This is a genomic window from Amycolatopsis sp. cmx-4-83, assembly GCF_046548815.1.
In the GTDB taxonomy this organism is placed as follows: domain Bacteria; phylum Actinomycetota; class Actinomycetes; order Mycobacteriales; family Pseudonocardiaceae; genus Amycolatopsis; species Amycolatopsis pretoriensis_A.
Genome location: NZ_JAEBEF010000010.1, coordinates 130,210 through 155,142, shown reverse-complemented (window position 1 = coordinate 155,142; position 24,933 = coordinate 130,210). Strand labels below are relative to the sequence as shown.

Here is a 24,933-nt window from a genome sequence, read left to right as displayed (position 1 = left end):
ATGGCCGGGCGGAGGCGCGCGCTCATCGTCGCGAACGGCGAATACGACAACGCGGGTTTGCAGCGGCTGGGCTCACCCGCGGCGGACGCCGACGCCCTCGCCGGCGTGCTGGCCGACCGGGCCATCAGCGACTTCGACGTCCAGGTGGTCCGCAACGAAACCGCGCACGTGGTCCAGGCGGAGATCGAGGACCTGTGCGCGGAGGGGCGCCCGGACGACGTCCTGCTGCTGCACTTTTCCTGCCACGGCTTGAAAGACGACTCGGGCGGCCTGTACTTCGCGGCCCGCAACACCCGCCCGGACCGCCTGCGTTCGACGGCGGTGCCCGCGCAGTTCGTCCAGCAGTGCATCCGCCAGAGCCGCTCGCGCAGCATCGTCCTGCTGCTGGACTGTTGTTACGGCGGCGCGTTCGGCCAGGGCGTGGCGGTCCGTTCGTCGGGCGACGCGAACGTGCTGGACAGCTTCCGCGGCGGCCGCGGCCGGGCGGTGATCACGGCGTCGAACTCGATCGAGTACGCCTTCGAGGGCGCCCACCTGGCGGAAGGCCAGCCCGCGCAACCGTCGGTCTTCACGTCGGCGCTGGTGGAGGGGTTGCGCACGGGCGAGGCCGACCGCGACGAGGACGGCTGGATCGCGCTGGGCGAGCTGTACGAGTACCTGTTCGACCGCGTCCGCGAGCGCAACCCGAAGCAGACGCCCAGCCGCGACATCGAGATGCAGGGCGAGCTGTACCTGGCGAAGAGCAGACGCCGCCGGATCAAGCCGTCCCCCATCCCGGCGGACCTGTCGGCGGCGATCACGGCGGAGAACCCGTTCACCAGACTGGGCGCGGTGGCGGAGTTGCGGCGCCGCCTGTCGAGCGACAACCTGCCGGTGGCGATGGGCGCGTTCGAGGCGCTGAAGGTGATGGCGTCGACGGACATCGAGCACATCGCAGCGGCGGCTTCGGACGCATTGGGTGACGTGGCGGTGCGGGTGGACTCGCCGGCGATCCACCTTTCGGCCCCTGCGGGAGAGCCGGGTACGGCGACCGTGCGGGCGTTGGGCCCACCGGTGGCGAGGGAGGTGCGGTTCGAGCCGTCCCACCCGTGGATAGCGGTGACGGAGGTCGACGGCGGCGCGAACCTGACGGCGACGGCGGGGGAGAAGGGAACGCGCCGGGGCAAGCTGGTGGTGACCGGCCCGACCGGCGACGTGGTGGTGGGGGTGGAGATCAACGCGATCCCCACTCCCGACCCGACCCCTGCTCCCGACCCGACGTCTGCACCCGGCCCCGCTCCCGCACCGGCGCCCACGCGCGCTCCGAACCCCGCGCCTGACCCGGCGCCGGGCACCGCAGGGGGTTCCGAACCCGTCCCCACACCGGCGCCCACGCCGCAGGTTGCGTCGGCACCCACGCCCGCTCCGAACCCCGCGCCTGGCCCGGCACCCGACCTCACTCCCGGCCCCGCAGCGGGTTCCGCAGCTGATCTCGCGGCTGGCCCCGCAGCGGGTTCCGCAGCTGATCTCGCGGCTGGCCCCGCAGCGGGTTCCGCAGCTGATCTCGCGGCTGGCCCCGCAGCGGGTTCCGCAGCTGATCTCGCGGCTGGCCCCGCACCGGATTCCGCACCCGGCCCCGCGGCCGCACGGCAGGCCGCATCGGAGCCCGCCCTCCCGTCCGCATCACCAGCCGCACCGGCACCCACGGCCGCGGCGGAGGCCACCAAGCGCCCCGATGTGGCGTTCGGTGCGTCAGACGCACCGAACGCCACATTGGGTGCGTCGGACGCAACCAACGCCACATCGGGGCGCGCTCCCGAGCCGGAAGCCACGCCGGAGGTCGGCGCCGGGCCCGGACGCGAGACCGAAGCGGCGAAGCCGGCCACCTCGCCGGAACCGGCGTCGGCTGCGGCGGCGAAGCTCGCGACCCCGCCCGGGCAGGCAGCCGCAGCCGGGGCCGTCGATCCGATCGGTGGGTTCGCTGGGATCGCCGCCATCACCGGGGCCGTCTTCGCCGTCGTCGGGCTCGGCCTCTACTACCGGTACGGCGAACCCCTCACCTACTTCCGGCCCGGCATGGAGACCTACGTCGGGATCGTCGCCGCCTGCGCCACTCTCGCCGGGATCCTGGCCCTCGCGCCGCGCACCAGAAGCCGCACCGGCCCCGCTCTCCTGCTCGGGACCGGGCTCGCCGGCCTCTTCGGGCTCCTCCGCTTCCTCGGCGACGCCATCACCTACACCGCCGACAGCGACGCCGAACTCGGGGCCGGCTACACCTTCCTGCTCCTCGCGCACATCGCCTGGACGATCGCCGCCGTCTGCGCGGCGGTGATCCTGCGGAAAGACGCCGGGCGGGCACGCGGCCGGCCGGACTGGGCCGCGGTCGGGCTCGGGGTCCTCCTCGCCGCCGCCTGGCTCACGCAGCTGGGGGAGCTCTCGCAGCACAGTGACAGCGAGGCCGGACGCGCCGCCGCCTACTTCCTGGTCGGCGCCATCCTCGCCGTCCTGATCCCCGCCGTCGCGATCTCCCTGCGGAGCGGGTGGGCCGTGCTCGCCACCGGGACCGCCGGGCTCGCGGGGGTCCTGGTGCCCACCTTCGTGGCCGTCGCCGGCCACTCGACCGTCGCCGGGCAGGTGATCGCCTCGAGCGCGATCCTGCTGCTCGCCGTCGACACCGTGGTCCTGGCCCGGCGGAATCAGCCGATCGAGGGACAGCCCTGAGTTGTCGCCACGGCACCCCCGGGGTACCACGACGATCATGAAGATGCTTCTCGCGGCCGTGGCCACCGTGCTCGCCGGGCCGGCCGCGGCCGGTGGGGCCGGTGGGGTGCAGCCCGACCCGCCCGGCTGGGGGCTGGACCGGATCGACCAGCGCACCGGCCTCGACCACGCCTACCACTACGCGACCGACGCCTCGGGCGTCACGATCTACGTGATCGACAGCGGCGTCGACGCGAACCACCCCGACTTCCAGGGCCGCGTCGCGCCCGGGCGGGACTTCCTCAACGGCGGCAGCGACACCACCGACACCAACGGCCACGGCACCCGCCTCGCCGGGATCGCCGCCGGCAAGGACCACGGCGTCGCGAAGGGCGCGCAGATCGTCCCCGTGCGCGTGCTCGACAAGGACGGCGGCGGCGCCACCGACGCCATCATCGCCGGCCTCGACTGGGTCGCGCAGAACGCCCAGCAGCCCGCGGTCGCCGTCCTCGGGATCGGCGGGGTGCCGAACGACCAGCTCGACGCCGCGGTGAAGCGGCTCGCCGCGGTCGTGCCGGTCGCCGTCCCGGCGGGCAGCGAGACGGCCGACGCGAGCGGGTTCTCGCCGGGCCGGGTCGCCGAGGCGCTCACCGTCGGGGCGACCGACGCCCAGGACCACCCCGACAAGGCGTCCAACTTCGGCCAGGACGTCGACCTGTACGCCCCGGGCGTCGACATTCCCGGCCCGATCGCCGGCGGCACCGGCGCCGGACCCGAATCGGGGACGTCGATGGCGGCCGCGTTCGCCGCCGGCGTGGCCGCGCTCTACCGCGCCCAGCACCCGGAAACGGGCCCCGCGCAGGTGGACCAAGCGCTTGTTCAGGCCGCGACGACGGACGTCCTCAAGGGCGTCCCGGACGGCACCGCCAACCGGCTCCTTTACGCGCCGCCGGGAACCTGAGAAGCTGCCCCACCGGCGGCCCGGCGAATCTTCCACGCGCATGATGTCCATCACCTGGTATGGAACTCCCGCAGAGCGGGAAGAACCGGGTAACGTGCGTTGACTTACCGATCCATACGGGAAGGACCGGGCAATGTTCCGCAAGGTGCTGGTGGCCAACCGCGGGGAGATCGCGATCCGAGCGTTCCGCGCCGGCTACGAACTGGGCGCGGGGACGGTCGCCGTGTTTCCGCACGAAGACCGCAACTCGCTGCACCGGCTGAAGGCCGACGAGGCGTACGAGATCGGCGAACCCGGGCACCCCGTGCGCGCCTACCTCTCGGTCGACGAGATCGTCGCCGCGGCCAAGAAGGCCGGCGCCGACGCCGTCTACCCCGGTTACGGCTTCCTCTCGGAGAACCCCGACCTCGCGCGCGCGTGCGAGGAAGCGGGCATCACCTTCGTCGGGCCGAGCGCCGAGATCCTCGAACTGACCGGGAACAAGGCCCGCGCGGTCAAGGCCGCGCGCGAGGCCGGCGTGCCCGTGCTGGGGTCGTCCGAGCCGTCGAGCGACGTCGACGCGCTGGTCGCCGCGGCCGAGGAGCTGGGCTTCCCGGTGTTCGTCAAGGCCGTCGCCGGCGGTGGCGGGCGCGGCATGCGCCGCGTCGAGGACCCCGCCGTGCTGCGCGAGTCCATCGAGGCCGCCGCGCGCGAGGCCGAGTCCGCCTTCGGCGACCCGACCGTCTTCCTGGAGAAGGCCGTCGTCGAGCCGCGGCACATCGAGGTGCAGATCCTCGCCGACGGCGCGGGCAACATCATCCACCTCTACGAGCGCGACTGCTCGGTGCAGCGGCGCCACCAGAAGGTCGTCGAGCTGGCCCCGGCGCCGAACCTCGACCCGGAGCTGCGTGACCGGATCTGCGCCGACGCGGTGAAGTTCGCGAAGCAGATCGGCTACCGCAACGCCGGCACCGTCGAGTTCCTGCTCGACAAGCAGGGCAACCACGTCTTCATCGAGATGAACCCGCGCATCCAGGTCGAGCACACGGTCACCGAAGAGGTCACCGACGTCGACCTCGTGCAGTCGCAGCTGCGGATCGCCTCCGGCGAGACCCTGGACGACCTGGGCCTCTCCCAGGACAAGATCTACCTGCGCGGCGCCGCGCTCCAGTGCCGCATCACCACCGAAGACCCGGCCAACGGCTTCCGCCCGGACACCGGGATGATCTCCGCCTACCGCTCGCCGGGCGGCTCGGGCATCCGGCTCGACGGCGGCACCGCCTTCTCCGGCACCGAGATCAGCGCGCACTTCGACTCGCTGCTGGTGAAGCTCACCTGCCGCGGCCGCGACTTCAAGACCGCCGTCGGGCGCGCGCGCCGCGCCGTCGCCGAGTTCCGGATCCGCGGTGTCGCCACGAACATCCCGTTCCTGCAGGCGGTCCTGGACGACGACGACTTCCGCGCCGGGCGCGTCACGACGTCGTTCATCGAGGAGCGCCCGGAGCTGCTCACCGCGCGCCAGTCCGCCGACCGCGGCACGCGGCTGCTGACCTACCTGGCCGACCAGACGGTCAACAAGCCGCACGGCGAGCGCCCGAAGACGCCGGACGCCACGGTCAAGCTGCCGAAGCTGCCGAAGGACGCCCAGCCGGCCCCGGGGTCGAAGCAGAAGCTCGTCGAGCTGGGCCCGGGCGGGTTCGCGGAGTGGCTGCGGAAGTCGCCGCACGTCGGCGTCACCGACACGACGTTCCGCGACGCGCACCAGTCGCTGCTCGCCACCCGCGTCCGGTCGAAGGACCTCCTCGCCGTGGCGCCGGTCGTCGCGAACACGTTGCCGGACCTGCTTTCGCTGGAGTGCTGGGGCGGCGCGACCTACGACGTCGCGCTGCGGTTCCTCGCCGAGGACCCGTGGGAGCGCCTCGCCGCGCTGCGCGAAGCCGTGCCGAACATCTGCCTCCAGATGCTGCTGCGCGGGCGCAACACCGTCGGGTACACGCCGTACCCGACCGAGGTGACCACCGCGTTCGTCCAGGAAGCGACGAAGACCGGCATCGACATCTTCCGGATCTTCGACGCGCTCAACGACGTCGAGCAGATGCGCCCGGCGATCGAAGCCGTGCGCGAGACCGGGTCCGCCGTCGCCGAGGTGGCGCTCTGCTACACCTCGGACCTGTCCGACCCGGGCGAGAAGCTCTACACGCTCGACTACTACCTGAAGCTGGCCGAGCAGATCGTCGGCGCCGGGGCGCACGTCCTGGCGATCAAGGACATGGCCGGGCTGCTGCGCGCGCCCGCGGCGACCAAGCTGGTCACCGCGCTGCGCAAGGAGTTCGACCTGCCGGTGCACATCCACACCCACGACACCGCGGGCGGCCAGCTGGCCACCTACCTCGCGGCGATCAACGCGGGCGCGGACGCCGTCGACGGCGCGGTGTCGTCCATGGCGGGCACGACGTCGCAGCCGTCGCTGTCGTCGATCGTGGCGGCCACCGACCACTCGGCGCGGACCACCGGGCTGGACCTGCGGGCGATCGGGGACCTGGAGCCGTACTGGGAGAGCGTGCGCAAGATCTACGCGCCGTTCGAGGCCGGGCTGGCCGCGCCCACTGGCCGCGTCTACGACCACGAGATCCCCGGCGGGCAGCTGTCGAACCTGCGCACGCAGGCCATCGCGCTCGGCCTGGGCGACCGGTTCGAGGACATCGAGGCGATGTACGCCGCCGCCGACAAGATCCTCGGGCACCTGGTGAAGGTGACGCCGTCGTCCAAGGTCGTCGGCGACCTCGCGCTGCACCTGGTCGGCGCGGGCGTCTCGCCGGCCGACTTCGAGGCGGAGCCGAACAAGTTCGACATCCCCGACTCGGTGATCGGCTTCCTGCGCGGCGAGCTGGGCGACCCGCCCGGTGGCTGGCCGGAACCGTTCCGCACCAAGGCCCTCGAAGGCCGCGCGGCGGCGAAGCCGGTCGCCGAACTGTCCGAAGAGGACCGCACGGCGCTGGCCGAGCAGCCCCGCCGGACGCTCAACCGGCTGCTGTTCCCCGGCCCGACGAAGGAGTTCGAGGCGCACCGCGAGGCCTACGGCGACACCTCGGTCCTGCCCAGCAAGGACTTCTTCTACGGCCTGCGCCCGGGCGAGGAGTACCCGGTCGACCTCGAGCCGGGCGTCCGGCTGCTCATCGAGCTGGAAGCGATCGGCGAGGCCGACGAGCGCGGTGTCCGCACGGTGATGTCGACGCTGAACGGCCAGCTGCGGCCGATCCAGATCCGCGACCGCTCGATCGCCTCGGACATCCCGGCGACCGAGAAGGCGGAGAAGGGCAACCCGAAGCAGGTCGCGGCGCCGTTCGCCGGCGTGGTCACGCTGCAGGTTTCCGAGGGCGACACGGTCGAGGCCGGCGCCACGGTCGCGACGATCGAGGCCATGAAGATGGAGGCGTCGATCACCGCGTCCGCGGGCGGCAAGGTGGGCCGGCTGGCGATCAACTCCGTCCAGCAGGTCGAGGGCGGCGATCTCCTGCTCGTCCTGGAATGACGCTGATCAACGCGGTCCCGCAGCGCCAAGGCGCGGTGGGACCGCGTTCCGCGGAGCTGCCGGACGGCTGCCTGGCACTGGCGGAGCTGGCCGGGCACGTGCTCGGCCGGCCCGTCCACCACGTCCGGCAGACGCGTGAAGTGTCCGAAGTGGACCGGGGGATCGCGTCCCGCGCGGAGCTGACGGGCCCGAACCGCGCGGCCCAGCTGGCCGCATTGGAAGCCCCGGGCGGCCCGGTGCTGACGATCGGCGGCGACTGCGGAGCCGAGCTGGTCCCGATCGGCGTCGCGCGGTTCCGGCACGGCCCGGGCCTCGGCGTCGCGTGGTTCGACGCCCACCCGGACCTGAACACGGCTTCGACGTCCCCGTCGGGCGCGTTCCACGGAATGGTGCTGCGCTCGCTGTTCGGTGAGGGCGACGCCGAGTTCGCGGCCGACCCGGCTTTGACGCCGGGCAGCGTCGCGTTGCTGGGGACGCGGGTGTTCGACCCGGAGGAGCGCGCGGCGGTCGCCCGCGGGCTCGCCGTCACGTCGGTGGACGCGCTGGCCGTGGAGAAGCTGTACGTCCACGTGGACCTGGACGTCCTGGATCCTTCGGAGTTCCCCGGCCTCAACTACCCGGAGCCGGACGGCTGGACGATCGCCCGCCTGGTGGCCGAGCTGGACGCGCTCGCCGGGTACGAGGTCGTCGGCGCCGGGATCACGGAGTGCGTGGGCACCGCGCGCGAGGTCGAGGTTCTGGCGCCCGTCCTAGCCGCGCTCGGCCGGCTCCTCGGCCGCTGAGCCGGCGTCGGCGGCGCGGACGGCGTTGAGGGCCGTTTCCAGATCGGCGCCGAGGTCGCGGGCCTGGGTCAGGTACGCCGTCGCCGCGGCGAGGAGCAGCTCCGCCGGGGCCGGGCGGCCGGGCGGGACGGTGACCACCGTGCCGCGGGCGCGGGCCGTCGTCACCCAGCCCGCCGCCTCCAGCTCGCGGTACGCGCGCGCCACCGTGCCCGACGCCAGCCCGAGATCCCGCGCCAGCTGGCGGATCGGCGGCAGCCGCGTGCCCTCCGCCAGCGCCCCCGTCGTCACCGCGTGGACCACCTGGTCGTGCACCTGCCGCCAGGGAGCCAGCCCGTTTTCGGTGTCGACGACGATCTTCACGCCGCCGCCGGGAGCCGTTTCAGCGGGGCCGTCACCGCCAGGAACGCGGCGAGGCCCGCCACGACCACCAGGAACGACGCCAGGTTGCCGCCCGGCCAGCCGAGCGCCGTCACCCCGCCGATGCCCAGTCCGATCGCCACCCGCGCGCTGCGGCAGCGCAGCGCCAGGTCGGCCCGCGCCGCGCCGGCCGACGGACGACGGACGGCCAGCGCCGTGATCGCCGCGCAGAGCACCACCGTGCCCACCGCGAGCGCGAGGAACTTCCACTGGGCCGTCACGGCGAGGTGCACGACCGACCCGGCGGCGGCCAGCGCGCCGAGCACGAGCACCCAGGCCGGGGCGATCGCCGTCAGCGTGCGCGGGGCCAGGTCGGCCTCCCGCCGCGGGCCGCGGGCGGGCCGCTGGGCCAGCAGCTCGGCGATCAGGCCGCCGAGCAGCAGCGTGGCCACGAGCGAGCCCGTCGTCGTGTCGTCGAACAGCGGCGGCAGCGCCAGGAAGAGCCACGGGTACCAGAGCCGGCGCCGTTTCAGGTACCGGACGGCCAGCGCGACCTCCTCGGCGTCCGGGCCGGGGACGCCCCAGCGTTCGAGCAAGCGCTTGCCGTGCTTTTCGCCCGGCCAGAGCACGATCAGGATCGCCAGCCCGATCAGCCCGCCCAAGAGCGCGACCGCCAGCACGTTGTCCCACGGCATGCCGAACCTCCTCGCTTGTATCAACCACACGATACAAGCACGCCGGATGACCGCAGCGCGAGCCGCCCGTCGCGGGTACGGCCGTTCGTATGCACGTGAAGGTGCAGTCGGCGGGGTACTTGTCAGCGTTTCGCAGGCACGTCTCGTGAACTTGTCACAAAAATGACAAGAAATCGGTTTCCTCTCATTCGAGTGACACGTTCGGCGTTAGTTTTTCGATGTGTCCGTTGTCACCCCGCTTCAGGTGCGGGGTACCCGGTCGCGCGTGCGCGCGCCGGAGTCCGGGGGCGGAGCGAAGGAGCTGCGATGACGGTGGAGCGCGGATTCGAACACGCTGCGCCACCGGCCGCACTGCCCCGCAAGCTCGCGGACATCCTGCGCCCCGAGCTGGGCAGCCTCGCCGCGGAGATCGTCGACGAGATCCGCGCGACCATCCCCGCCTACGCCCGCCCGCTCGACGGGCCCTACGGCAAGTCGATCCGCGCCGGCGTCGAGTACGCGATCACGTTGTTCGTCGCGCAGATCGCCGACCCGACGGTGTCGAAGGAGCAGTCCCACGAGGTGCACCACCGGCTGGGGCAGAACGAAATGCGCGAGGGCCGCAGCCTCGACACGCTGCAGTCGGCGTACCGGGTCGGCGCGCGCGTGTCGTGGCGGCGGATCATGCGCGTGGGACGGCGAAGCGGGCTCTCGTCGGCCGTGATGTCCCAGCTGGCCGACGCGATGCTGGCGTTCATGGACGAACTCGCCTCCGTCGCGCTCGACGGCTACCTGGAGGCGAAGGCGCGCACGGCGGGGGCACTGGAAACGTGGCGGCGCAAGCTGCTCCACCTGATCCTCGAGACCCCGCCCGCGTCGCCCAAGGCGATCGCCGAGCTGGCCCAGCTGATCGGCTGGCCGGTTCCCGCCGACGCGACGCCGGTGGCGGTCTGCCCCGCGGGCGGCGTCGCCCCGGCCCGCCGCCACGCCGGGCTGGACGCGGACGTCCTCGCCGAACTCGACACCGCGGACCCGAAACTGGTGGTGCCGGGCGAGCTGAGCGCCCCGCGCCTGGCGGCCCTGCAGGTGGCCCTGCCGGACTGCCGCCTCTCGATCGGCCCGTGCGTCCCGCTCACGTCGGTGGCGGATTCCCTGCGGTGGGCCCGGAACGCGCTCCAGCTGACCGAACGCGGCGTGCTGGCCCCGCGGCCGGTGCTGCGCGCGGAAGAGCACCTGGCGACGCTGCTGGTCAACTCCGACGCCGGCCTGGTCGGCACGCTGCGGCACCGGTTGTTCGCGCCGCTGGCGGACATGACGGGCAAGCAGCAGGAGCGCCTCCTGGAGACGCTGCGTGCGTGGCTGGACAGCCAGGGCAACGTGGTGGAGATCGCGGAACGCCTCGGCGTCCACCCCCAGACGGTCCGCTATCGCATGCGCCAGCTCCAGGCGACGTTCGGCGACAGCCTCCGCGACCCGGCGGCCCGCTTCGAGATGGAGCTGGCGTTGCGCGCGGGCGCGGCCCCGCTCCCGCTGCGGTACCCGGTGAGCGACCTGCTGCCGTCACCGCGCACCGGGGCCGGGCGTCCACAGTGGACGCCCAACTGAGCCTCACCGGGTGAGAACGGGGAGCCGCGGCGCCTGGGACAGCTGCCGGGCCGCGGCTCCTCCGCTCAGAGGACGGTGATCCCCGGCTGGAACTCCGTGCTCGGGGACCGCGGTGTGCAGACCGACTGCATCGGTAGCCACGCGTCGGCCGTCTTCTTGTGGAACTGCAGGGATTCGGTGATCGGCGTGCCCAGCCCGAACACGATCGAGCCCGGGGTGCCCGCGGTGAACGTGACGTCGGGGGCCTGCTCGGTGAAGGTGAGCGAGCCGCTGTTCGTGATGGACTGCTCGGGGACGCTGCCGGTGATCGGCGCCGCGGCCGGGTTCGCGTTCGTCGCGGTGATCGTGGCCGCGAAGGAGCCTCGCACCCGGTCGTAGCCGGCCGCGACGAAGAGCGAGCGGACCGCCGGGCTCAGCACGTGGCTCAGCTGGATCCCGCTGACCGTGAAGGGGTACCCGGACGAAACCGGGTCGGGGGCCGTGAGCGAGCCGGCGAACGTCGACGTCAGCGGGGCGACGCCCGGGTACGTGCAGCTGTAGGTGAGCGTGCCGGTCCGGGCGGTCGTCGTCCCGGCGTGGGCCGGCACCGCGGTCAGGCCGGTGACGAGGAGTGCTGCCGCGAGGGCGGCCCCGGTCCTCACGAGATCGCGATGCTCGGGCTGAACGCCGTGTTCTGCGCCGGGCTCGTCACCTTGAGGGTGCAACTCGACGACCAGGGCGTCCACGTCCCGGTCGACTTCTTGTGGAGCTCCAGGGATTCGCTGATGCCCGTGCCCATCGCGAAGCCGACGGAGCCCGCCGCGCCGGCGGTGAACACCTGGGGTGAACCGATCACCGAGCCGCTCGTGAACGGGTTCGCGGGGAAAGCGCCCGAGAGCACGCCAGCCGCCGGGGTCGCGTCGCTCACGCTGAACGTCGTGCTGATCGAGCCGCGCACCTGGTCGTAGCCGAGCGCGCCCAGCAACGACTTCACCGCGGCCGAGTACACCACCGTGGCGTAGGGCGTGACCGTGAACGGCTGGCCGGGGTGGGGATCGGTGACGTCCAGGTGCGCCATGAGCGTCGTGGGCTGGGGTGCGACGCCCGGGAACGTGCAGGTGTACGTCAGCGCGCCCGTGTTCGTCGTGACTGTCGCGTTCGCCGTGCCCGCCGTCAGGCCGGTGACGAGCAGCGCTGCCGCGGTGGCCGGTCCGATCCTCATGTGATCCCCTCAGTTCGGTTTCTTGGCCGCCGCCTTCTTCGCCGCGGCGGAGCCCGTCGGAGGCCCGGTGGAGCCGTCCGGGCACTGGGTCTGGTCCGGATCGGTGCACACGATCAGGTTGTAGGTGTCGACGAACGCCTGGTTGCCGCCGCCCGAGCTCATCCCGGTCAGCAGCGGGTTCAGGTCCTGGCCGGCGGCACCGCAGCCGGTGAACGCCGGGAGGTCGAAGCCCTTCTCCGGGTCGGTGCGGATGTGGCCGACGCCGAACGCCTCGTACGGGCCGTTCAGGGTCAGCGTCACCGGCTTGCCGGACACGCACCCCGGCCCGAGGTCCAGCGGGACCCCGTTGACCTTCGCGTTGCTCAGCTTCGCCATCACCTGCAGCGTCGTGTTCAGGTAGGTGGCCCCGGTGTCCGGGTCGGTCGTGATCGCGCCGGCGAACTCGATGAGCTTGCTGTTGCGCCAATCCACCGGCAGGAACTCGACGGTCGCGGTCACCGGCACGAACCCGAAGCCGAGGAACGTCGCCGTCGCCGGGTTGAACGTCGTCGAGCCGGTCACCCGCGAGCTGCCGTCGACCAGGTTGAGGATGAACAACCCGTTGAACAGGAACGCCGGATCGGCGGTGACGGTCGCACCGAGCTTCCGGACCGTCGACTTCGTCTGGATCGTCACCAGGCTCAGCGGGACGGCGAACTCGTCTTCGGTCGGGGGATCGCCGGGGCCGGGTGCGTCAGCGGCCGCGGCCTGCTGCTGCGCCTTCGTGCCCGGCGTGACCTTGGGCAGCACCATCACCTTGCCCAGCGTCGTCGGCTGCCCGGCGTCCAGCGCGCACGCGACCGGCTTCGCGGCGGGATCCGCGGGCGGCGAGACGGCGGCGAGCGCGAGCGACGGCGCGGTGACGTCGAAGGTGACGGCCCCGACGGTGTTCAGCGCGATCTCGGGCACCGTGCCGGTGGCCGTCAGGGTGACGTCGCCGGTCTCCGGCAGCGGGGTGGCCGGCACGGCGAGGGTGACGGGGACCTTGTCCGCGCGGTCGTCCTTGTGCACGGCGAGGTCGAACCGCACCTCACCCGCCAGCGAACCGGCGGTGGTGCCGGCCGGGAGGTAGGACAGCGCGACGTCGCGGGGGAGGGTGAGCTTCGTGGAAAAGCCGCCGAGCTTCAGCGAAGCCCCGGTCCGCGCCTGGGCGGGCAGCGTGGCCGACGTCTCGGCGGTGAGCGCGCGGGCGCCGAGCGGGTCCGCGAACGGGCACGTCACCGAAACCGACGTCACCGCCTTCGTGTCCGGCGGGACCGCGGGCGCGGGTGCGGCCGAGCCGACTCCCGTGAGCGCGCCGTTCACCGCGGAGAGCAGGCCGACGCCTGCCAGCGCGGAGATCGTGAGGGTGCGGGGCCGGACTCGACGTGGCATCGGTTTCCCTGGGTGCGTGCGGAAGCGGCAGGGTGGTCCCGGTGCGGGCGGGCGCCCGCCCGCACCGGGAACCCGGTCAGCTGATGGTGATGCTCGGGGTGAACGCGGTGTTCTGCGCCGGGCTGGTCACCTTGAGGGTGCAGTTCATCGTCCACGGCGACCAGGTGTTGGTCGACTTCTTGTGGAACTCCAGGTTCGCCGACAGCCCGCTGGTCAGCGACAGGGTGGCGGTGCCCGCGGTGGCCGGGGCGGTGTAGGTCGGGATGCTGGACGTCGCGACCTGCGAGATGTTCACCGTGATCGGCCCGCCGGTCGGGTAGATGACCTGCGGGATGTTGAGCCCGGTGGCCGACGGCTGCGACAGCGTGCCGGCCGACACCGCCACCGGCACCGTCGCGGTGCCCCGGATGCCGTCGTAGCCGACCGCGGTCAGCAGCGAGTGGACGGTCGCGCTGATCGTCGCCGTGCCGCCGACGTTGCTCGGCGTGACGGAAGTGCTGTGCACGACGGAGTTCGGCGCGTCCAGGTGCGCGGTGATCGCGACCGGCTGCGGCGAAATACCGGGGAAGGTGCAGTTGTAGGTGATGCCCGCCGTGCCGCCGGCGGTGTAGGTGATCGTGGCGGCGGCCGCGGTGCCCGCGGTCAGCACCGCGATGGCACCGATGGCGGTCGCGGTCGTGGCGATACCGGCGGACAGTCTGCTGAGTCGGGACATACCTGTCATCTCCTTTGATTCAGTTCAGTCTCGGCTTTGGCTGATCGATTGCCCGCTGCCGTTGATCCCCCATCGCTTCACCCGCCCCGATTGCCCCGGGCGGCGGGACGCGATTCACCGGCGTGCGAGGTGGAGGTCCATCTGCCGAAATCGAGGCTACTCGCCAGTTCACTACGGAACAAGAGTTCCGGCCCCGCAGGGGTGACCCGGGGGAGGGGGCCGCGGAATTCTTGTGCGAAGCCGCGCAGGGGCACCACCGGATTTGGCGGATCGTGACAAAGAACGCCCGCGGCGGAGATCCGCCGGAGGCTACGGTCTACCATTTGTGATCTTGCGGGGGCAAGCACGGATAACGTAACCGGAGAAATGAGGCTATCGTGCCGGGTTCTTCACGTTGTGGACGGGTGTCATTCAAGCGGGCCGCATTCGCGTTGACGGCGGCGCTGGCCGTCTCGTCGCTCGCCCAGCCCGCGTCCGCGGCCACGGTCGGCGGCGTGATCGCCTGGGGCAAACCGGATTACGACGTCACGATCCCGCCGCCGGACGCGCTGACCGGCGTCACCGCCGTGTCGGCGGGCAGCACGACGGCGCTCGCGCTGAAGGGCGGCGCGGTCCTCGCGTGGGGGGCGAACAACTGGGGCGCCAACCAGATCCCCGCCGCGGCGACCTCCGGGGTCAGCCAGATCGCGTCGGGCTGGGGCCACGAACTGGCGCTGAAGAACGGAAAGGTCATCGCCTGGGGCAACAACTGGTACGGCCAGACGAACCTGCCCGCGTCCGTGTCGAGCGGCGTGATCGCGATTTCCGCGTCCAACATGCACAGCCTGGCGCTGAAGCAGGGCGGGCTGGTGGTGAGCTGGGGGACGCGGACCGACGTGCCGGCGTCGGCGACCACCGGCGTCACCGCGATTTCCGCCGGTGGCGACCACAACCTGGCGCTCAAGAACGGCGGCGTGCTGGCCTGGGGGAGCAACACCTACGGCCAGACGACCGTGCCGGCCGGGCTTTCTTCCGGTGTCACGGCGGTTTCCGCGGGGTTCAACCACAGCCTGGCGCTGAAGGCCGGGCGGGTTTACGCGTGGGGTCGCGACAACTTCCACCAGATCGAGGTGCCGCCGGAAGCACTGTCCGACGTGGCCGGTGTCGACGCCGGGTTCAACCACAACGTGGCCTACAAGACCAACGGCGACATCGTAGTCTGGGGCTCGAACTTCGTCGGCGAGTCGGCGCCCATCTCGTGCGGGCCGGTGTTCGCCGTTTCGGCCGGGGACAACGACAGCTTCGCGTTGAAGGAAGACCCGGCCGCAGCTTGCTGAACCCCCGGGTGGCGGGCCTTCGCGGCCCGCCACCCGGGTCGTGCTCAGGTGGCGTCGCTGGCCAGGTCGAGCGTGATGGTGTTGCCCGGCCCCGAAATCAGGGCGCCGAGCGCGATGTCGGCGATGAAGCAGTTGCTGAACTCGGGGATGGTGTAGGTGCCCTTGACCGTGATGGCCGGGGCGGTGATGTCGATGTCCTGCGCGGACAGCGTCAGGTCGAGCGGGGTCTTGGTCTTGCAGCTGCCCGGCACGGTCGGCAGCGGGATGACCGGCACGATCGGGCCGGCCCAGATGTCGTAGATCTCCATGTTGGCCTTGGCCTTCGTGACCAGGTTGCCGTCGGCGATCGTGCCGGTGGCCGGCCCGAGCGGGATCACCCGGACCTTGGCCTTGATCCGGAAGATGCCCGACAGCAGGGAAATGTCGGCCTGCGACGGCGGCAGCGCGAGGTCCGCGCTGAGCCCGACCGACCCGGTCTGGTCGTCGATGAGCAGGTTGCCCTTGAGCGAACCGGGGCCGAGCTTCAGGGCGCTGCCGGTCTTCTTCACCGTGGTGCTGCCGGTGACCTTGTAGGACACGGGGATCGGGATGACGTCGGCCGACGCCGGGGTCACGGCGACCCCGGTGAGCACGAGAGCCGCCGTCGACGTGAGGACGGCCAGTCTCCTCAGCTGCGTTGCCACGGACATAGTTCTTCTCCCTTTGCGTTTTCCCGTCCGTCCCGGGTGCTCCCGGAAACGGTGAAGTGCTGGTGGTTCTGCGGTGGTTCAGCGCGGTTCGAGTGCGGTGATGACCCAGGTGCCGTCGGCGCGTTCCGCGGTTACGGAAAGCTGCGCCGCGGCGTTGTCGGTCGCATTGTTGTCGGCCCGTACGGCTGATTGATCGAGAAAGACGAGTAACCGCGCGTGATTGTTGCGGAGTTCTTGTACTGCTATCGCCGAAACGCGCGAAGTGAGGACGAGTTTCTGCTCGGGTGCTTTCGCCCGCACTTGGGCGAAGAGCTTGTCGTACGAATCCTTGGCGGCGCCCCGGAGCACCGCGGCGGCGGCCTTTTCGGTGACGTCGGTCCGATCGTAGGAATAGGAGAAGACCCGGTTCACGGCGACGGTGATCGCGGAGGTGACCTCGGCGGTCGCCCCGACATCGGTGAGAGCGAGGTTGGCGCCGGCGGAAGTGCCGGCGGCGGAGCGGGCTTCGACGGTGAACCAGGCCCCGGCCCCGGCGAGAACGAGGGCGGCGGCGAGGAGGAGGGCGGGCAGCTGGAGCCAGGCCGGCCGGGGCTTGGCGGGGGAGGTCTCGGCTTCAGGCTCACCCTCGGCCGCGGGGTCGCCCAGGTCACCGCCGGTGGCGGTGGTGGGAGCGGCCGGCTCGTCGGCAGCCACAGCGCCCGGTTCGCTCTCGGGCACCGAGCCGTCCGACTCGCGTTCGCGGCCCGATGCGGCGACCGGCTCGCCTTCGGCGGCCGGGTCGCTCGGCTTGCCCTCGGCCGCGGGGTCGCCCAGCTCACCGCCGGTAGCGGTGGTGGGAGTGGCCGGCTCCTCCGCGGCCACAGCGCCCGGTTCGGCTTCGGCGCCCTCGGGCACCGAGCCGTCCGACTCGCGTTCGCCGCCCGATGCGGCGACCGGCTCGCCTTCGGCGGCCAGGTCGCTCGGCTCGGCTTCGCTGCCGATCGTGGTAGGTGAGGCCTGCTCTTCGCCTTCGCCGCTCGACGTGGCGGGCGTGATCGGGGCTGGGGTGGTGGGGCCACCTGCCTCGGCGGTCGCGATGGCCTCGCCCGGGCCACGCAGCTCGGCACCCGTCTCGAGGCCCGCCTCGGCCACCGTCTTCGCCCGGTTCATCGGGACCCCACCGCCAGCTGGTCGAGCGCGCTCAGCTTCCACCCGTCCGGCGTCCGGCTCAGCGCCGCGGCGAAACGGTTCCGCTTCACCGCCGGGGCCACTCCCTGCTTCGCCATCGTGATCTCCACCGAGGCCAGCATCTTCGCCGTCCCCGCGTGCTCGTCCAGCTCGCTCAGCGCGGCGTCCAGGACCCGCCCCGTCGAGACCGTCGAGTTCGCCGCCAGCGCCTGCTTCGTCCGCGCGTCCGTCCGGGCCAGCTGGTCGTGCAGCGGGCCCGTCGACGCCGTCAGCCAGCGTCCCAGGCCGCCCTCGACGTCGTGGTAGTCCAGGCTGTTCAGCTCCGCCACCAGTGTCCGGCCGCTCGCCAGGGCCTCGTCCCGCGCGGCACCGTAGGTCACCGCCGGTTCGTGGGCCGACGCGTACCAGGACCAGCCCGACCAGCCCGCGAAGACCGCCGCGGCCAGGGTGATCGCTGCCGCTCCCCGTTTCAGCGCAGCCACAGCATCTCCTCGAGGCTCGTCTTCGTCGCCTGCGTGCCGATCGTCAGCGGGCCCACCGGCACCGCGTCCGGGACCGGTGGGTGCGGCGCGTTCTGCGTGCCGCGCACCGAGCTCTCGTTGCCGTACGGCAGCGTGCACGCCGCGTCGGTGTTCAGCGGCAACGGCGAAAGGTCCCTGCTCGACCGGTGCGGGGTGTCCTCGTAGCCCGCCAGGCACGAAGGCGGGTTGTCGAAGTTCAGCACCAGCCCCATCCGCAGCTCGTGGTGCTGCTCGTCGATGGCCGAGCCGACCGCCGCCACCGCGCGGGGGACGTTCGCCAGCAGCGTCTCCTCCGCCGCCGTGCGGGTGCCGAACACCCGCGCCGTCGTCAGGAGGTTGGCCAGCACGATCGGCAGGCCCGGGTCGTTCTCCTTCAGCAGCGACGAAAGCTCCGTCGCCGCCGGGGGCGCGGTCGCGATCAGGCGCCGCAGGTCGCCGTCGGACCTGGCCAGCTGCTGGGCGAACACGCGGGCGTTGCCGCTGAACGAGCGCCACTCCGCCGAGGAGCCGACCTGGGTGCGCAGCACGGTCGCGCCGTCGCCGATCAGTTTCGACGTCTGTGGCAGGTGCGCGCTCGCCTGCTGGGTGAACGCCGTCGCCGAATCCAGCAGCGTCTGCAGGTCCGGGCCGGCGCCGCGCAGGGCGTCGTCGAGCTCGTTCACCACCGTGCGCAGGTCCTGCGTCGGCACCGACGCCGTGAACGAGTCCAGGTCGGTCAGCAGGCTGTTGACCGGCAGCGGCAGCGTGGTCGACTCGCGCCGGATGACCGAGTCCCCGCTCAGGAAGGGCCCGCCCGAGGTGCGCGGCTGCAGGTCGACGTACTGCTCGCCGACCGCCGACCGGTTCGCCACCACCGCGCGGGAGTCCGCCGGGATGGGCGGGGCGCCGTCGTCGATGAGCAGGTCGGCTTCGGTCCCGGTCAGGGTGAGCCGCAGCTCGCCGACCCGGCCGACGGCGACGCCGCGGTAGGTCACCTCACCGTTGGTGAACAGCCCGCCGCCTTCGGCCAGCTCCAGCTTGACCGTGTAGCTGCCGGAGCCGAACAGCCGGCCGAGACCGGCGTAGTTCGCGCCGACGAACGCCGTCGTGGCCAGCGCGATCACGACGAACAGGACGACCTGGACCCGCACTCTGCGCGTGAGCATCACTGACCTCCCGAGGTGAGCGGGAGCGGCGGCAAGCCCGGCGGCACGCCCTCGCCGGGCGCGGGCAGCGGCACACCGGGCGCCGGGATCATCGAGGCGAACGCGTTGATGTAGTCGCCCTTCACCGCGGGCAGCACCGAATCCGGGAAGGGGAACGTCGGCAGCAGCTGCAGCGACTGCGGCAGGTTCTCCCCGGCCGCGGCCAGCTGGCCCAGGATCGGCGCGAGCGCGCGCAGGTCCGCGACCATGTCGTCGCGGCTGCGGTCGACGACGTCGGTGGCCACGGTCGAGAGCCGGTCGAGCGCCTGCAGCATCGAGACGAGCTGGGTGCGCTGGTCGGTCAGCGATTGCAGTCCGGGCGTCAGGTCGGTCAGCGCGCCGGAGACCTGGCTGTGGCGGTTCGCGAGCGTCGCCGACAGCCGGTTCATCCCGTCGAGGGCCTCGGTGATGTCCGAGCGGTGCGCGTCGAGGTCGGTCATCAGGGTGTTCACCCCGGACAGGAACGAGCGGATCTGCCCCTCGTTGCCGTCCATCACCTTCGACAGCTCGCGGTTGATCGTCTGCAGCTGCCCGATGCCGCCGCCGTTGAGCAGCAGCGAAAGGGCGCCGAAGATCTCTTCGAACTCGGGGTTGCGGTTGGTGCGGTCCACGGTGATCGTGGCCTTGTCCGCCAGCCGCGCGACCCCGGGACCGGACGACGCGCCGTCCGGGGCGGCCAGCTCGACGAACTTCTCGCCGAGCAGGCTGGACTGGCGCAGCCGCGCGATCGCGTTGGCGGGCAGCACGACGTCGCCGTTGACCTCCAGCACGGTTTCGGCCGTCCAGCCGTCGCCGCCGAGCCGGACCTCCCGCACCCGCCCGACCGGGACGTCGCCGACCTTCACCGCGGCCTGCGGCACCAGGTCGAGCACGTCGGCGAACTGCACGGTCACCGAGTACGGGTGGTCGCCGACGTCGGCGCCGCCGGGCAGCGGCAGGTCGTAGACGCCTTTGAACTCACCGGACGAGCAGCCCGCGAGCAGCAGGCACCCGACGGCCGCGGTGGCGAGGATCCGCTTCACCGGCCACCCCCGTTGGTGTAGACGTCGCCGGTGACCGGCAACGGCAGCGGCTCGAGGTAGTAGTCGATGTTCTCGCGGCCGCGCAGCCGCCCGGTGGCCGGATCGACCGCGTTCAGCACGTTCGTCACGGCCAGCGGGACGGCGTCGATCGTGCCGGCCAGCGAGGCGCGCTGTTCGACGAGCGTCCGCGTGGTCGTCACCAGGTTGTCCACATTGGACTTGAGTGCGCCGCGGTTGTCCCGGATGAACCCCTGGACGTCGGCGAGCGCGCGGCCGAGGCCGTCGAGGGCCCGCGCCAGCTCGCCGCTGTTGGCGGCCAGCGTGCCGGAGATCTGCGAGAGCTGCTGGTTCACGCTGCCGACCTGCTGGTCGTTCGTGGCCAGCATGGTGGTGAACCGCTGGAGCTCGTCGACCGTGCCGAACAGGTCGCCCGAGTTCCCGGCCAGCGTGCGCGCCAGCTGCGCGAAGTTGCGCACGCTGTCGTTGAACGCGCGGCCGTTGCCCTGCAGGTTCTGCGCGCCGGTCTTGAGCAGGTCCGACAGCGCGCCCTGGGAGTTGGCGCCGTTCGGGCCGAGCGCCTTCGACAGCGAGTCGAGGCTGGCGTAGAGCTGGTCCAGTTCCACCGGGGTCGCGGTGCGCTGCACCGGGATCGACGCGCCGTCCGGCAGCCGCGGCCCGCCGCGGGCCGGCTTGGCGAACTGGACGTACCGGTCGGCGACGACGCTGGGCGCGATCACCAGGACCGTGGTGTCCTCGGCGACTCCGACCGAGCCGTCGACGGACATGTCCACCTGCACCTGCTCGCCGCGCGGGGTGACCGCGTCGACCTGGCCGATCCGGACGCCGAGCACCCGGACGTCGGAGCCGGGGTAGACGCCGACCGCGCGGGTGAAGAAGGCGGTCACGTGGTGCTGCCCGCTGCCGGCGAACACCCACCACAGCGCCGCGGTCACGACGAGGGCGAGCAGCAGGGCGGCGGCGATGAACCGGCTCGTCAGGACGCCGGCGCGGGTGGTGGTCAGCGCGCTCACTTCGTGCCTCCCGGGTTCTTCGGCACGGTGCACGGGTCGTGGTTCTCGGGGATGAGGCCGCAGAGGTAGGCGTCGATCCAGCGGCCGTTGCCGGTCGTGTTGGTGACCACCCGGAAGTACGGCCCGGCCAGCTGCAGGCCCTGGGTCAGGTTGTCGTTCTGCCGCTTGAGCAGGTCGGTCACCTGGTTCAGCGCCTGCAGCGCGGGCTTGAGCTGACCGGCGTTGTCCTTCACCAGCCCGCTGAGCTGCTCGGCGAGGCGCGCCGAACCGGTGAGCAGGTCGTGGATCGCGTCGCGGCGCCGGTTGAGCTCGGTGAGCAAGAGGTTCCCGTCGTCGATGAGCTTCTCGAAGTCGTCGTTCGAGTTCGCCAGCGTCGTGGTGAGCTGCCGCGCGTTCGCGAGGAGTTCGGCGATCTGGCCGTCGCGGCTGGACACCGTCTGCGAGAGCTGGGAAAGCCCGTCGAGCGCGCTGCGGACGTGCTCGGGGGAGTTGCGGAAGGTGTCCGACAGCGTGGTGAAGCTGTCCGCGAGCTGCTTGGTGTCGATCGCGCCGACGGTGTCGGCGAGGCCGTTGAAGGCGTCGGTGACGTCGTAGGGCGTGACCGTCCGGGTCCGCGGGATCGGCCGGTCCGGGTCCTGGACGTCGTCGCCGGTCGGGTTCAGCGCGAGGAACTTGCGGCCCAGCAACGTCTTGATCTTGATCTCGGCCGACGTGCGGTCGCCGATCCAGGCGTTCTTGACCCGGAAGGAGACTAGGACGTGGTCGTCGGCCAGCTCGACGTCCCGGACCTCGCCGACCTTGATGCCGGCGACCCGGACCTCGTCGTCCGCTTGCAGCCCGGCGGCTTCGGAGAACTCGGCCTCGTAGGTCGTGCCGCCGCCGACGATCGGCAGGTTGTCGTAGTTGAACGTGACGGTCAGCAGCGCGGCCAGCGCGACGCTGCCCAGCACGCCGAGGACGAGGGGATTGCGTTCCTTGAAGGACTTCACGACGAGCACCTCGCGGTGGGGACGAGCACGCCACGCGGGGGTGAGGTTTCCAGGACCCCGGTGCAGAGGAAGAAGTTCATCCACGAGCCGTAGGAGGCGACCCGGCCGATTTCGGTGAACTTCACCGGGAGGTCGGTCAGGAAGCTGTCCACATCGGACTGGTTCTGGACCAGGTTGCCGGCGAGGCCCTTCAGCCCGGCGATGCTGTCCTTCAGCGGCGGCCGGGCCTGCTCGAACAACCCGGCGGTGGACTGCGTGAGGTCGCCGATGCCGCTGATCGCGTCGCCGATCGCGGCGCGGTCGCCGGCCAGCCCGGACACCAGCTGCCGCAGCGTGGACACGAGGTTCGCCAGCGCGTCACCCTTGCCGTTGACCGTCTTCAGCACCGAGTTGAGGTTCCCGATCACCTCGCCGATCACCTTGTCGCGCCCGGCGAGGGTGGTGGTCAGCGAGCCGGTGTGGGCCAGCAGGCTTTCGACGGTGCCGCCTTCGCCCTGCAGCACCTGGACGATCTCGCCGGACAGCTCGTTGACGTCGTTCGGCGAGAGCGCCTGGAACAGCGGCTTGAACCCGTTGAAGAGATCGGTGAGGTCGAGTGCCGGGGTGGTGCGCGACAGCGGGATCTCCCCGCCCTCGGGCAGCTGCTCCCGGGTCCCGGTGCTCCCGCGCTCCAGCGCGATGTAGCGCTGGCCGACCATGTTGCGGTACTTGATGACCGCCTTCACGTCGGCGGGCAGCCGCCGCCCCTGGTCGAGGGAAAAGGCGATCAGCGCCCGGTTGCGGTCGCTGATGTCCAGGGATTCGACCTGGCCGACGCGGACGCCGGAGATGCGGACGTCGTCGCCGACGTTGAGCGAGGTCGCGTCGAGGAACTTCGCCGTGTAACGCTCGCCGGCGCCGACGCCGGTGTTCGTGATGGACACGGCCAGCAGCGCCGTCGCGAGCGCGGTGACGGCGATGAAGATCAGGCTCTTGATCAGCGGGGAGGCGATGTTCCTCACTTGAGCTTCACCTCCGTGCCGCGGTAGAGCGGGCCGACGAGCACGCTGCTCCACGCCGGGACGTCGGCGGACGGCACCCCGATCGAGGGCGCGACCAGGGTGGCCAGCAGCTGTTCCTCCTGCGGTGAGTTGGCGACGCCGAGGTCGCCCTGGCCGCCGGTCAGCAGCGGGTGCCCGGTGGAACCCGGCGCCGCGGCGGCGGTGCCGGTCGTCGGGGCCACGCCGGAGGGGTAGCAGCGCGGCTCGCCGCCCGCGGTGTAGCGCGGGTCGTCCTTGCCGGGGAGGTACTTGCCGCTGTCGGCGGTGATCGCGACGTCGGCGTGCAGGCCCGGCTGGCCGGTGCCGGCGCCGAGCACCTGGTCCATGGATTTCCTCAGTGCGTTCAGCGAAGCGAGGGTGCAGACGAAGCTGGGGGAGTACTTCGCGGCGACCTCCAGCGGCGCGCGGCTGTCGGCGGCCAGGGAGATGAGGTTGTCGCGGTTGTTCGCCAGGAAGGCCGTGACCTCCTGCGAGGACGACGTCACCTGCTGGTAGACCCCGGCCAGCTCGCTCTGCTTCTCCTTGACGGTGTTCAGCGTGACGGCGGAGGAGGTGAGCGCGTCGAGGAGGTCGGGGGCGATGTCGCCGTAGAGGTTCGAGACGGTGGCGAGGTCGCGGATGTCCGACGTCAGCTGGGGAAGGTCGGGGTTGAAGTTCTTCAGGTACGCGTCCGCGGTGCCGATCGTCTGCCCGAGCTGCTCGCCGCGGCCCTGCAGCGCCGTGGAAACCGCGGTCAGCGTGGTCGCGAGCTTCTGCGGCTGGACGGCTTGCAGCACCGGGAGCAGGTTGTCGAAGACGCGTTCCAGCTCGATCGCGTTCGCCGAGCGGTCCTGCTCGATCGTGTCGCCGGCGGTCAGGTGCGGGGCGCGGGCACCGTCCGGGATGGACAGCTGGACGTACCGCTCGCCGAACAGCGTCTTCGGCACGAGCAACGCGGAAACGGTGCGCGGCAGCATGTCCACCTTGCCCGGCTCCAGGGCAAGCGCTATCTCGGCGCCCTGCGGCGTCGCCCGGACGTCGCGGATCTCCCCGACGAGCACGCCGCGGGCCTTGACCTGCCCGCCCGCGGACAGCTGGTTGCCGATGCGGCTCGTCTTGAGCGTCACCGGGACCGTGCTGACGAAGTCCTTGTCGTAGATCTTGATGGAGAGCGTGACGAGCACGCCCATCACCACCAGGAACAGCACGCCCGCGGTGCGGATCCCGGCCTTGCGGCGGGTGTCCCGTCTCATCCGGCCACCTGCACGGTCGTCGTCGCGCCCCAGATGGCCAGTGACAGGAAGAAGTCGAGCACGCTGATCGCGACGATCGCGGTGCGGACCGCGCGGCCCACCGCGACACCGACACCGGCCGGGCCGCCGCTCGCGCGGAAGCCGTAGTAGCAGTGCGCCAGGACCACGACGACGCTGAACACCAGCACCTTCCCGAACGACCACAAGACGTCGCCGGGGGGCAGGAACAGCAGGAAGTAGTGGTCGTAGGTCCCCGCGGACTGGCCGAAGAACCACACCGTGATCTGCCGCGAGGCGAGGTAGCTCGAGAGCAGCCCGATGGCGTAGAGCGGGATGACGGCGAGGAAGCCGGCGATCACCCGCGTCGTCACCAGGTACGGGACGCTGGGGATGCCCATGACTTCGAGGGCGTCGATCTCCTCGGAGATCCGCATCGCGCCGAGCTGCGCGGTGAAGCCGCAGCCGACGGTGGCGGACAGGGCGAGGCCGGAGACCAGCGGCGCGATCTCGCGGGTGTTGAAGTAGGCGGAGACGAACCCGGCGAACGCCGACGTCCCGACCTGGTTGAGCGCGGAGTAGCCCTGGAGGCCGACGACCGTGCCGGTGGCGACGGTCATCCCGATCATCACGCCGATCGTGCCGCCGATGACGGCCAGCGCCCCGCTGCCGAAGCTGACTTCGGCGAGCAGGCGCACGATCTCGCGCAGGTACCGGCGGATCGCCCGCGGGATCCAGGCGATCGCGCGCAGGAAGAAGAGGATCTGGTCGCCGAGGGTGTCGAGGAAGCCGAACCGGCGGTCGACGGCTTCGCGGACCCTGGCGGCCGGCGTGGTGGTCACCATCG

22 protein-coding genes are annotated in these 24,933 nt (G+C 71.8%); 6 read left to right on the top strand and 16 right to left on the bottom strand.

Going from position 1 to position 24,933, the window contains the following annotated elements; genetic code table 11:
• From ACLJQM_RS30280 to ACLJQM_RS30265, 4 genes are all read left to right on the top strand, one after another.
• Positions 1 to 2,700: a caspase domain-containing protein gene (locus tag ACLJQM_RS30280; RefSeq protein ID WP_410633710.1), complete on the top strand. Its 2,700-nt coding sequence runs from the start codon at positions 1 to 3 to the stop codon at positions 2,698 to 2,700.
• 43 nt (positions 2,701 to 2,743) lie between these two features.
• Positions 2,744 to 3,640: a S8 family peptidase gene (locus ACLJQM_RS30275; protein WP_247025266.1), complete on the top strand. Its 897-nt coding sequence runs from the start codon at positions 2,744 to 2,746 to the stop codon at positions 3,638 to 3,640.
• A 133-nt stretch (positions 3,641 to 3,773) separates the two neighbouring features.
• Positions 3,774 to 7,151, top strand: coding sequence for a pyruvate carboxylase (locus ACLJQM_RS30270; protein WP_410633709.1), 3,378 nt, complete (start codon positions 3,774 to 3,776; stop codon positions 7,149 to 7,151).
• Positions 7,148 to 7,933 carry an arginase family protein gene (locus ACLJQM_RS30265; protein WP_360774266.1) on the top strand — a complete coding sequence of 262 codons (786 nt, stop codon included), beginning with the start codon at positions 7,148 to 7,150 and terminating at the stop codon, positions 7,931 to 7,933. Before ACLJQM_RS30270 ends, ACLJQM_RS30265 begins: the two co-directional genes overlap by 4 nt.
• Here the strand turns inward: ACLJQM_RS30265 and ACLJQM_RS30260 are convergent.
• Positions 7,901 to 8,293 (bottom strand): GntR family transcriptional regulator, encoded by a 393-nt coding sequence (locus ACLJQM_RS30260; RefSeq protein WP_360774263.1) that lies wholly within the window; start codon positions 8,291 to 8,293, stop codon positions 7,901 to 7,903. The two genes, ACLJQM_RS30265 and ACLJQM_RS30260, sit on opposite strands and share 33 nt — an antisense overlap.
• Positions 8,290 to 8,985 (bottom strand): hypothetical protein, encoded by a 696-nt coding sequence (locus ACLJQM_RS30255; RefSeq protein WP_410633707.1) that lies wholly within the window; start codon positions 8,983 to 8,985, stop codon positions 8,290 to 8,292. The genes ACLJQM_RS30260 and ACLJQM_RS30255 overlap by 4 nt, the downstream gene beginning before the upstream one ends.
• A gap of 306 nt (positions 8,986 to 9,291) precedes the next feature.
• Here ACLJQM_RS30255 and ACLJQM_RS30250 point away from each other — a divergent pair, with 306 nt between their 5' ends.
• Positions 9,292 to 10,569 carry a PucR family transcriptional regulator gene (locus tag ACLJQM_RS30250; protein ID WP_247013334.1) on the top strand — a complete coding sequence of 426 codons (1,278 nt, stop codon included), beginning with the start codon at positions 9,292 to 9,294 and terminating at the stop codon, positions 10,567 to 10,569.
• Between the two features lie 65 nt (positions 10,570 to 10,634).
• Here ACLJQM_RS30250 and ACLJQM_RS30245 read toward each other — a convergent pair whose 3' ends face one another.
• From ACLJQM_RS30245 to ACLJQM_RS30230, 4 genes are all read right to left on the bottom strand, one after another.
• The gene (locus ACLJQM_RS30245) at positions 10,635 to 11,210 is read right to left on the bottom strand and encodes a DUF6801 domain-containing protein (RefSeq protein WP_360774257.1); all 576 of its coding nucleotides are present in this window, start codon (positions 11,208 to 11,210) and stop codon (positions 10,635 to 10,637) included.
• Positions 11,207 to 11,770: a hypothetical protein gene (locus ACLJQM_RS30240; RefSeq protein ID WP_247013330.1), complete on the bottom strand. Its 564-nt coding sequence runs from the start codon at positions 11,768 to 11,770 to the stop codon at positions 11,207 to 11,209. Before ACLJQM_RS30240 ends, ACLJQM_RS30245 begins: the two co-directional genes overlap by 4 nt.
• Before the next feature lie 9 nt (positions 11,771 to 11,779).
• Positions 11,780 to 13,183 (bottom strand): DUF6801 domain-containing protein, encoded by a 1,404-nt coding sequence (locus ACLJQM_RS30235; protein WP_410633705.1) that lies wholly within the window; start codon positions 13,181 to 13,183, stop codon positions 11,780 to 11,782.
• 76 nt (positions 13,184 to 13,259) lie between these two features.
• A complete protein-coding gene (locus ACLJQM_RS30230) occupies positions 13,260 to 13,898 on the bottom strand; it encodes a DUF6801 domain-containing protein (protein ID WP_410633703.1) in 639 nt (212 codons plus the stop codon).
• Positions 13,899 to 14,302: 404 nt separating this feature from the next.
• On the opposite strand from ACLJQM_RS30230, the gene ACLJQM_RS30225 reads away from it, so the two are divergent.
• Positions 14,303 to 15,214 carry an RCC1 domain-containing protein gene (locus ACLJQM_RS30225; protein WP_410633702.1) on the top strand — a complete coding sequence of 304 codons (912 nt, stop codon included), beginning with the start codon at positions 14,303 to 14,305 and terminating at the stop codon, positions 15,212 to 15,214.
• Positions 15,215 to 15,258: 44 nt separating this feature from the next.
• Here ACLJQM_RS30225 and ACLJQM_RS30220 read toward each other — a convergent pair whose 3' ends face one another.
• From ACLJQM_RS30220 to ACLJQM_RS30175, 10 genes are all read right to left on the bottom strand, one after another.
• Positions 15,259 to 15,903, bottom strand: coding sequence for a hypothetical protein (locus tag ACLJQM_RS30220; protein ID WP_360774244.1), 645 nt, complete (start codon positions 15,901 to 15,903; stop codon positions 15,259 to 15,261).
• Positions 15,904 to 15,981: 78 nt separating this feature from the next.
• Positions 15,982 to 17,052, bottom strand: coding sequence for a hypothetical protein (locus ACLJQM_RS30215; protein ID WP_410633700.1), 1,071 nt, complete (start codon positions 17,050 to 17,052; stop codon positions 15,982 to 15,984).
• Positions 17,049 to 17,552 (bottom strand): hypothetical protein, encoded by a 504-nt coding sequence (locus ACLJQM_RS30210; RefSeq protein WP_410633698.1) that lies wholly within the window; start codon positions 17,550 to 17,552, stop codon positions 17,049 to 17,051. The genes ACLJQM_RS30215 and ACLJQM_RS30210 overlap by 4 nt, the downstream gene beginning before the upstream one ends.
• Positions 17,540 to 18,736 carry an MCE family protein gene (locus ACLJQM_RS30205; protein ID WP_247013316.1) on the bottom strand — a complete coding sequence of 399 codons (1,197 nt, stop codon included), beginning with the start codon at positions 18,734 to 18,736 and terminating at the stop codon, positions 17,540 to 17,542. Before ACLJQM_RS30205 ends, ACLJQM_RS30210 begins: the two co-directional genes overlap by 13 nt.
• On the bottom strand, positions 18,736 to 19,797 hold the full coding sequence (locus ACLJQM_RS30200) for an MCE family protein (RefSeq protein WP_410633696.1): 1,062 nt from the start codon (positions 19,795 to 19,797) through the stop codon (positions 18,736 to 18,738). The genes ACLJQM_RS30205 and ACLJQM_RS30200 overlap by 1 nt, the downstream gene beginning before the upstream one ends.
• Complete coding sequence (locus tag ACLJQM_RS30195) at positions 19,794 to 20,828, bottom strand: MCE family protein (protein WP_410633694.1); 1,035 nt, start codon at positions 20,826 to 20,828, stop codon at positions 19,794 to 19,796. Before ACLJQM_RS30195 ends, ACLJQM_RS30200 begins: the two co-directional genes overlap by 4 nt.
• Positions 20,825 to 21,817 carry an MCE family protein gene (locus tag ACLJQM_RS30190; protein WP_360774232.1) on the bottom strand — a complete coding sequence of 331 codons (993 nt, stop codon included), beginning with the start codon at positions 21,815 to 21,817 and terminating at the stop codon, positions 20,825 to 20,827. Before ACLJQM_RS30190 ends, ACLJQM_RS30195 begins: the two co-directional genes overlap by 4 nt.
• Positions 21,814 to 22,818: an MCE family protein gene (locus ACLJQM_RS30185; protein WP_410633692.1), complete on the bottom strand. Its 1,005-nt coding sequence runs from the start codon at positions 22,816 to 22,818 to the stop codon at positions 21,814 to 21,816. The genes ACLJQM_RS30190 and ACLJQM_RS30185 overlap by 4 nt, the downstream gene beginning before the upstream one ends.
• A complete protein-coding gene (locus ACLJQM_RS30180; RefSeq protein WP_360774226.1) occupies positions 22,815 to 24,089 on the bottom strand; it encodes an MCE family protein in 1,275 nt (424 codons plus the stop codon). Before ACLJQM_RS30180 ends, ACLJQM_RS30185 begins: the two co-directional genes overlap by 4 nt.
• Entirely contained in the window at positions 24,086 to 24,931 is an 846-nt protein-coding gene (locus ACLJQM_RS30175; RefSeq protein WP_247013306.1) for an MlaE family ABC transporter permease, read from the bottom strand. The genes ACLJQM_RS30180 and ACLJQM_RS30175 overlap by 4 nt, the downstream gene beginning before the upstream one ends.
• Between the last annotated feature and the right edge of the window lie 2 nt (positions 24,932 to 24,933).

Excerpts from the sequence above, each read along its gene's own strand:
- ACLJQM_RS30240 (WP_247013330.1), bottom strand. The coding sequence starts at position 11,770 with ATGAGGATCGGACCGGCCACCGCGGCAGCGCTGCTCGTCACCGGCCTG.
- ACLJQM_RS30215 (WP_410633700.1), bottom strand. The coding sequence starts at position 17,052 with ATGAACCGGGCGAAGACGGTGGCCGAGGCGGGCCTCGAGACGGGTGCC.
- ACLJQM_RS30205 (WP_247013316.1), bottom strand. The coding sequence starts at position 18,736 with ATGCTCACGCGCAGAGTGCGGGTCCAGGTCGTCCTGTTCGTCGTGATC.
- ACLJQM_RS30280 (WP_410633710.1), top strand. The coding sequence starts at position 1 with ATGGCCGGGCGGAGGCGCGCGCTCATCGTCGCGAACGGCGAATACGAC.
- ACLJQM_RS30270 (WP_410633709.1), top strand. The coding sequence starts at position 3,774 with ATGTTCCGCAAGGTGCTGGTGGCCAACCGCGGGGAGATCGCGATCCGA.
- ACLJQM_RS30180 (WP_360774226.1), bottom strand. The coding sequence starts at position 24,089 with ATGAGACGGGACACCCGCCGCAAGGCCGGGATCCGCACCGCGGGCGTG.
- ACLJQM_RS30235 (WP_410633705.1), bottom strand. The coding sequence starts at position 13,183 with ATGCCACGTCGAGTCCGGCCCCGCACCCTCACGATCTCCGCGCTGGCA.
- ACLJQM_RS30275 (WP_247025266.1), top strand. The coding sequence starts at position 2,744 with ATGCTTCTCGCGGCCGTGGCCACCGTGCTCGCCGGGCCGGCCGCGGCC.
- ACLJQM_RS30255 (WP_410633707.1), bottom strand. The coding sequence starts at position 8,985 with ATGCCGTGGGACAACGTGCTGGCGGTCGCGCTCTTGGGCGGGCTGATC.
- ACLJQM_RS30220 (WP_360774244.1), bottom strand. The coding sequence starts at position 15,903 with ATGTCCGTGGCAACGCAGCTGAGGAGACTGGCCGTCCTCACGTCGACG.
- ACLJQM_RS30265 (WP_360774266.1), top strand. The coding sequence starts at position 7,148 with ATGACGCTGATCAACGCGGTCCCGCAGCGCCAAGGCGCGGTGGGACCG.
- ACLJQM_RS30250 (WP_247013334.1), top strand. The coding sequence starts at position 9,292 with ATGACGGTGGAGCGCGGATTCGAACACGCTGCGCCACCGGCCGCACTG.
- ACLJQM_RS30230 (WP_410633703.1), bottom strand. The coding sequence starts at position 13,898 with ATGTCCCGACTCAGCAGACTGTCCGCCGGTATCGCCACGACCGCGACC.
- ACLJQM_RS30175 (WP_247013306.1), bottom strand. The coding sequence starts at position 24,931 with ATGGTGACCACCACGCCGGCCGCCAGGGTCCGCGAAGCCGTCGACCGC.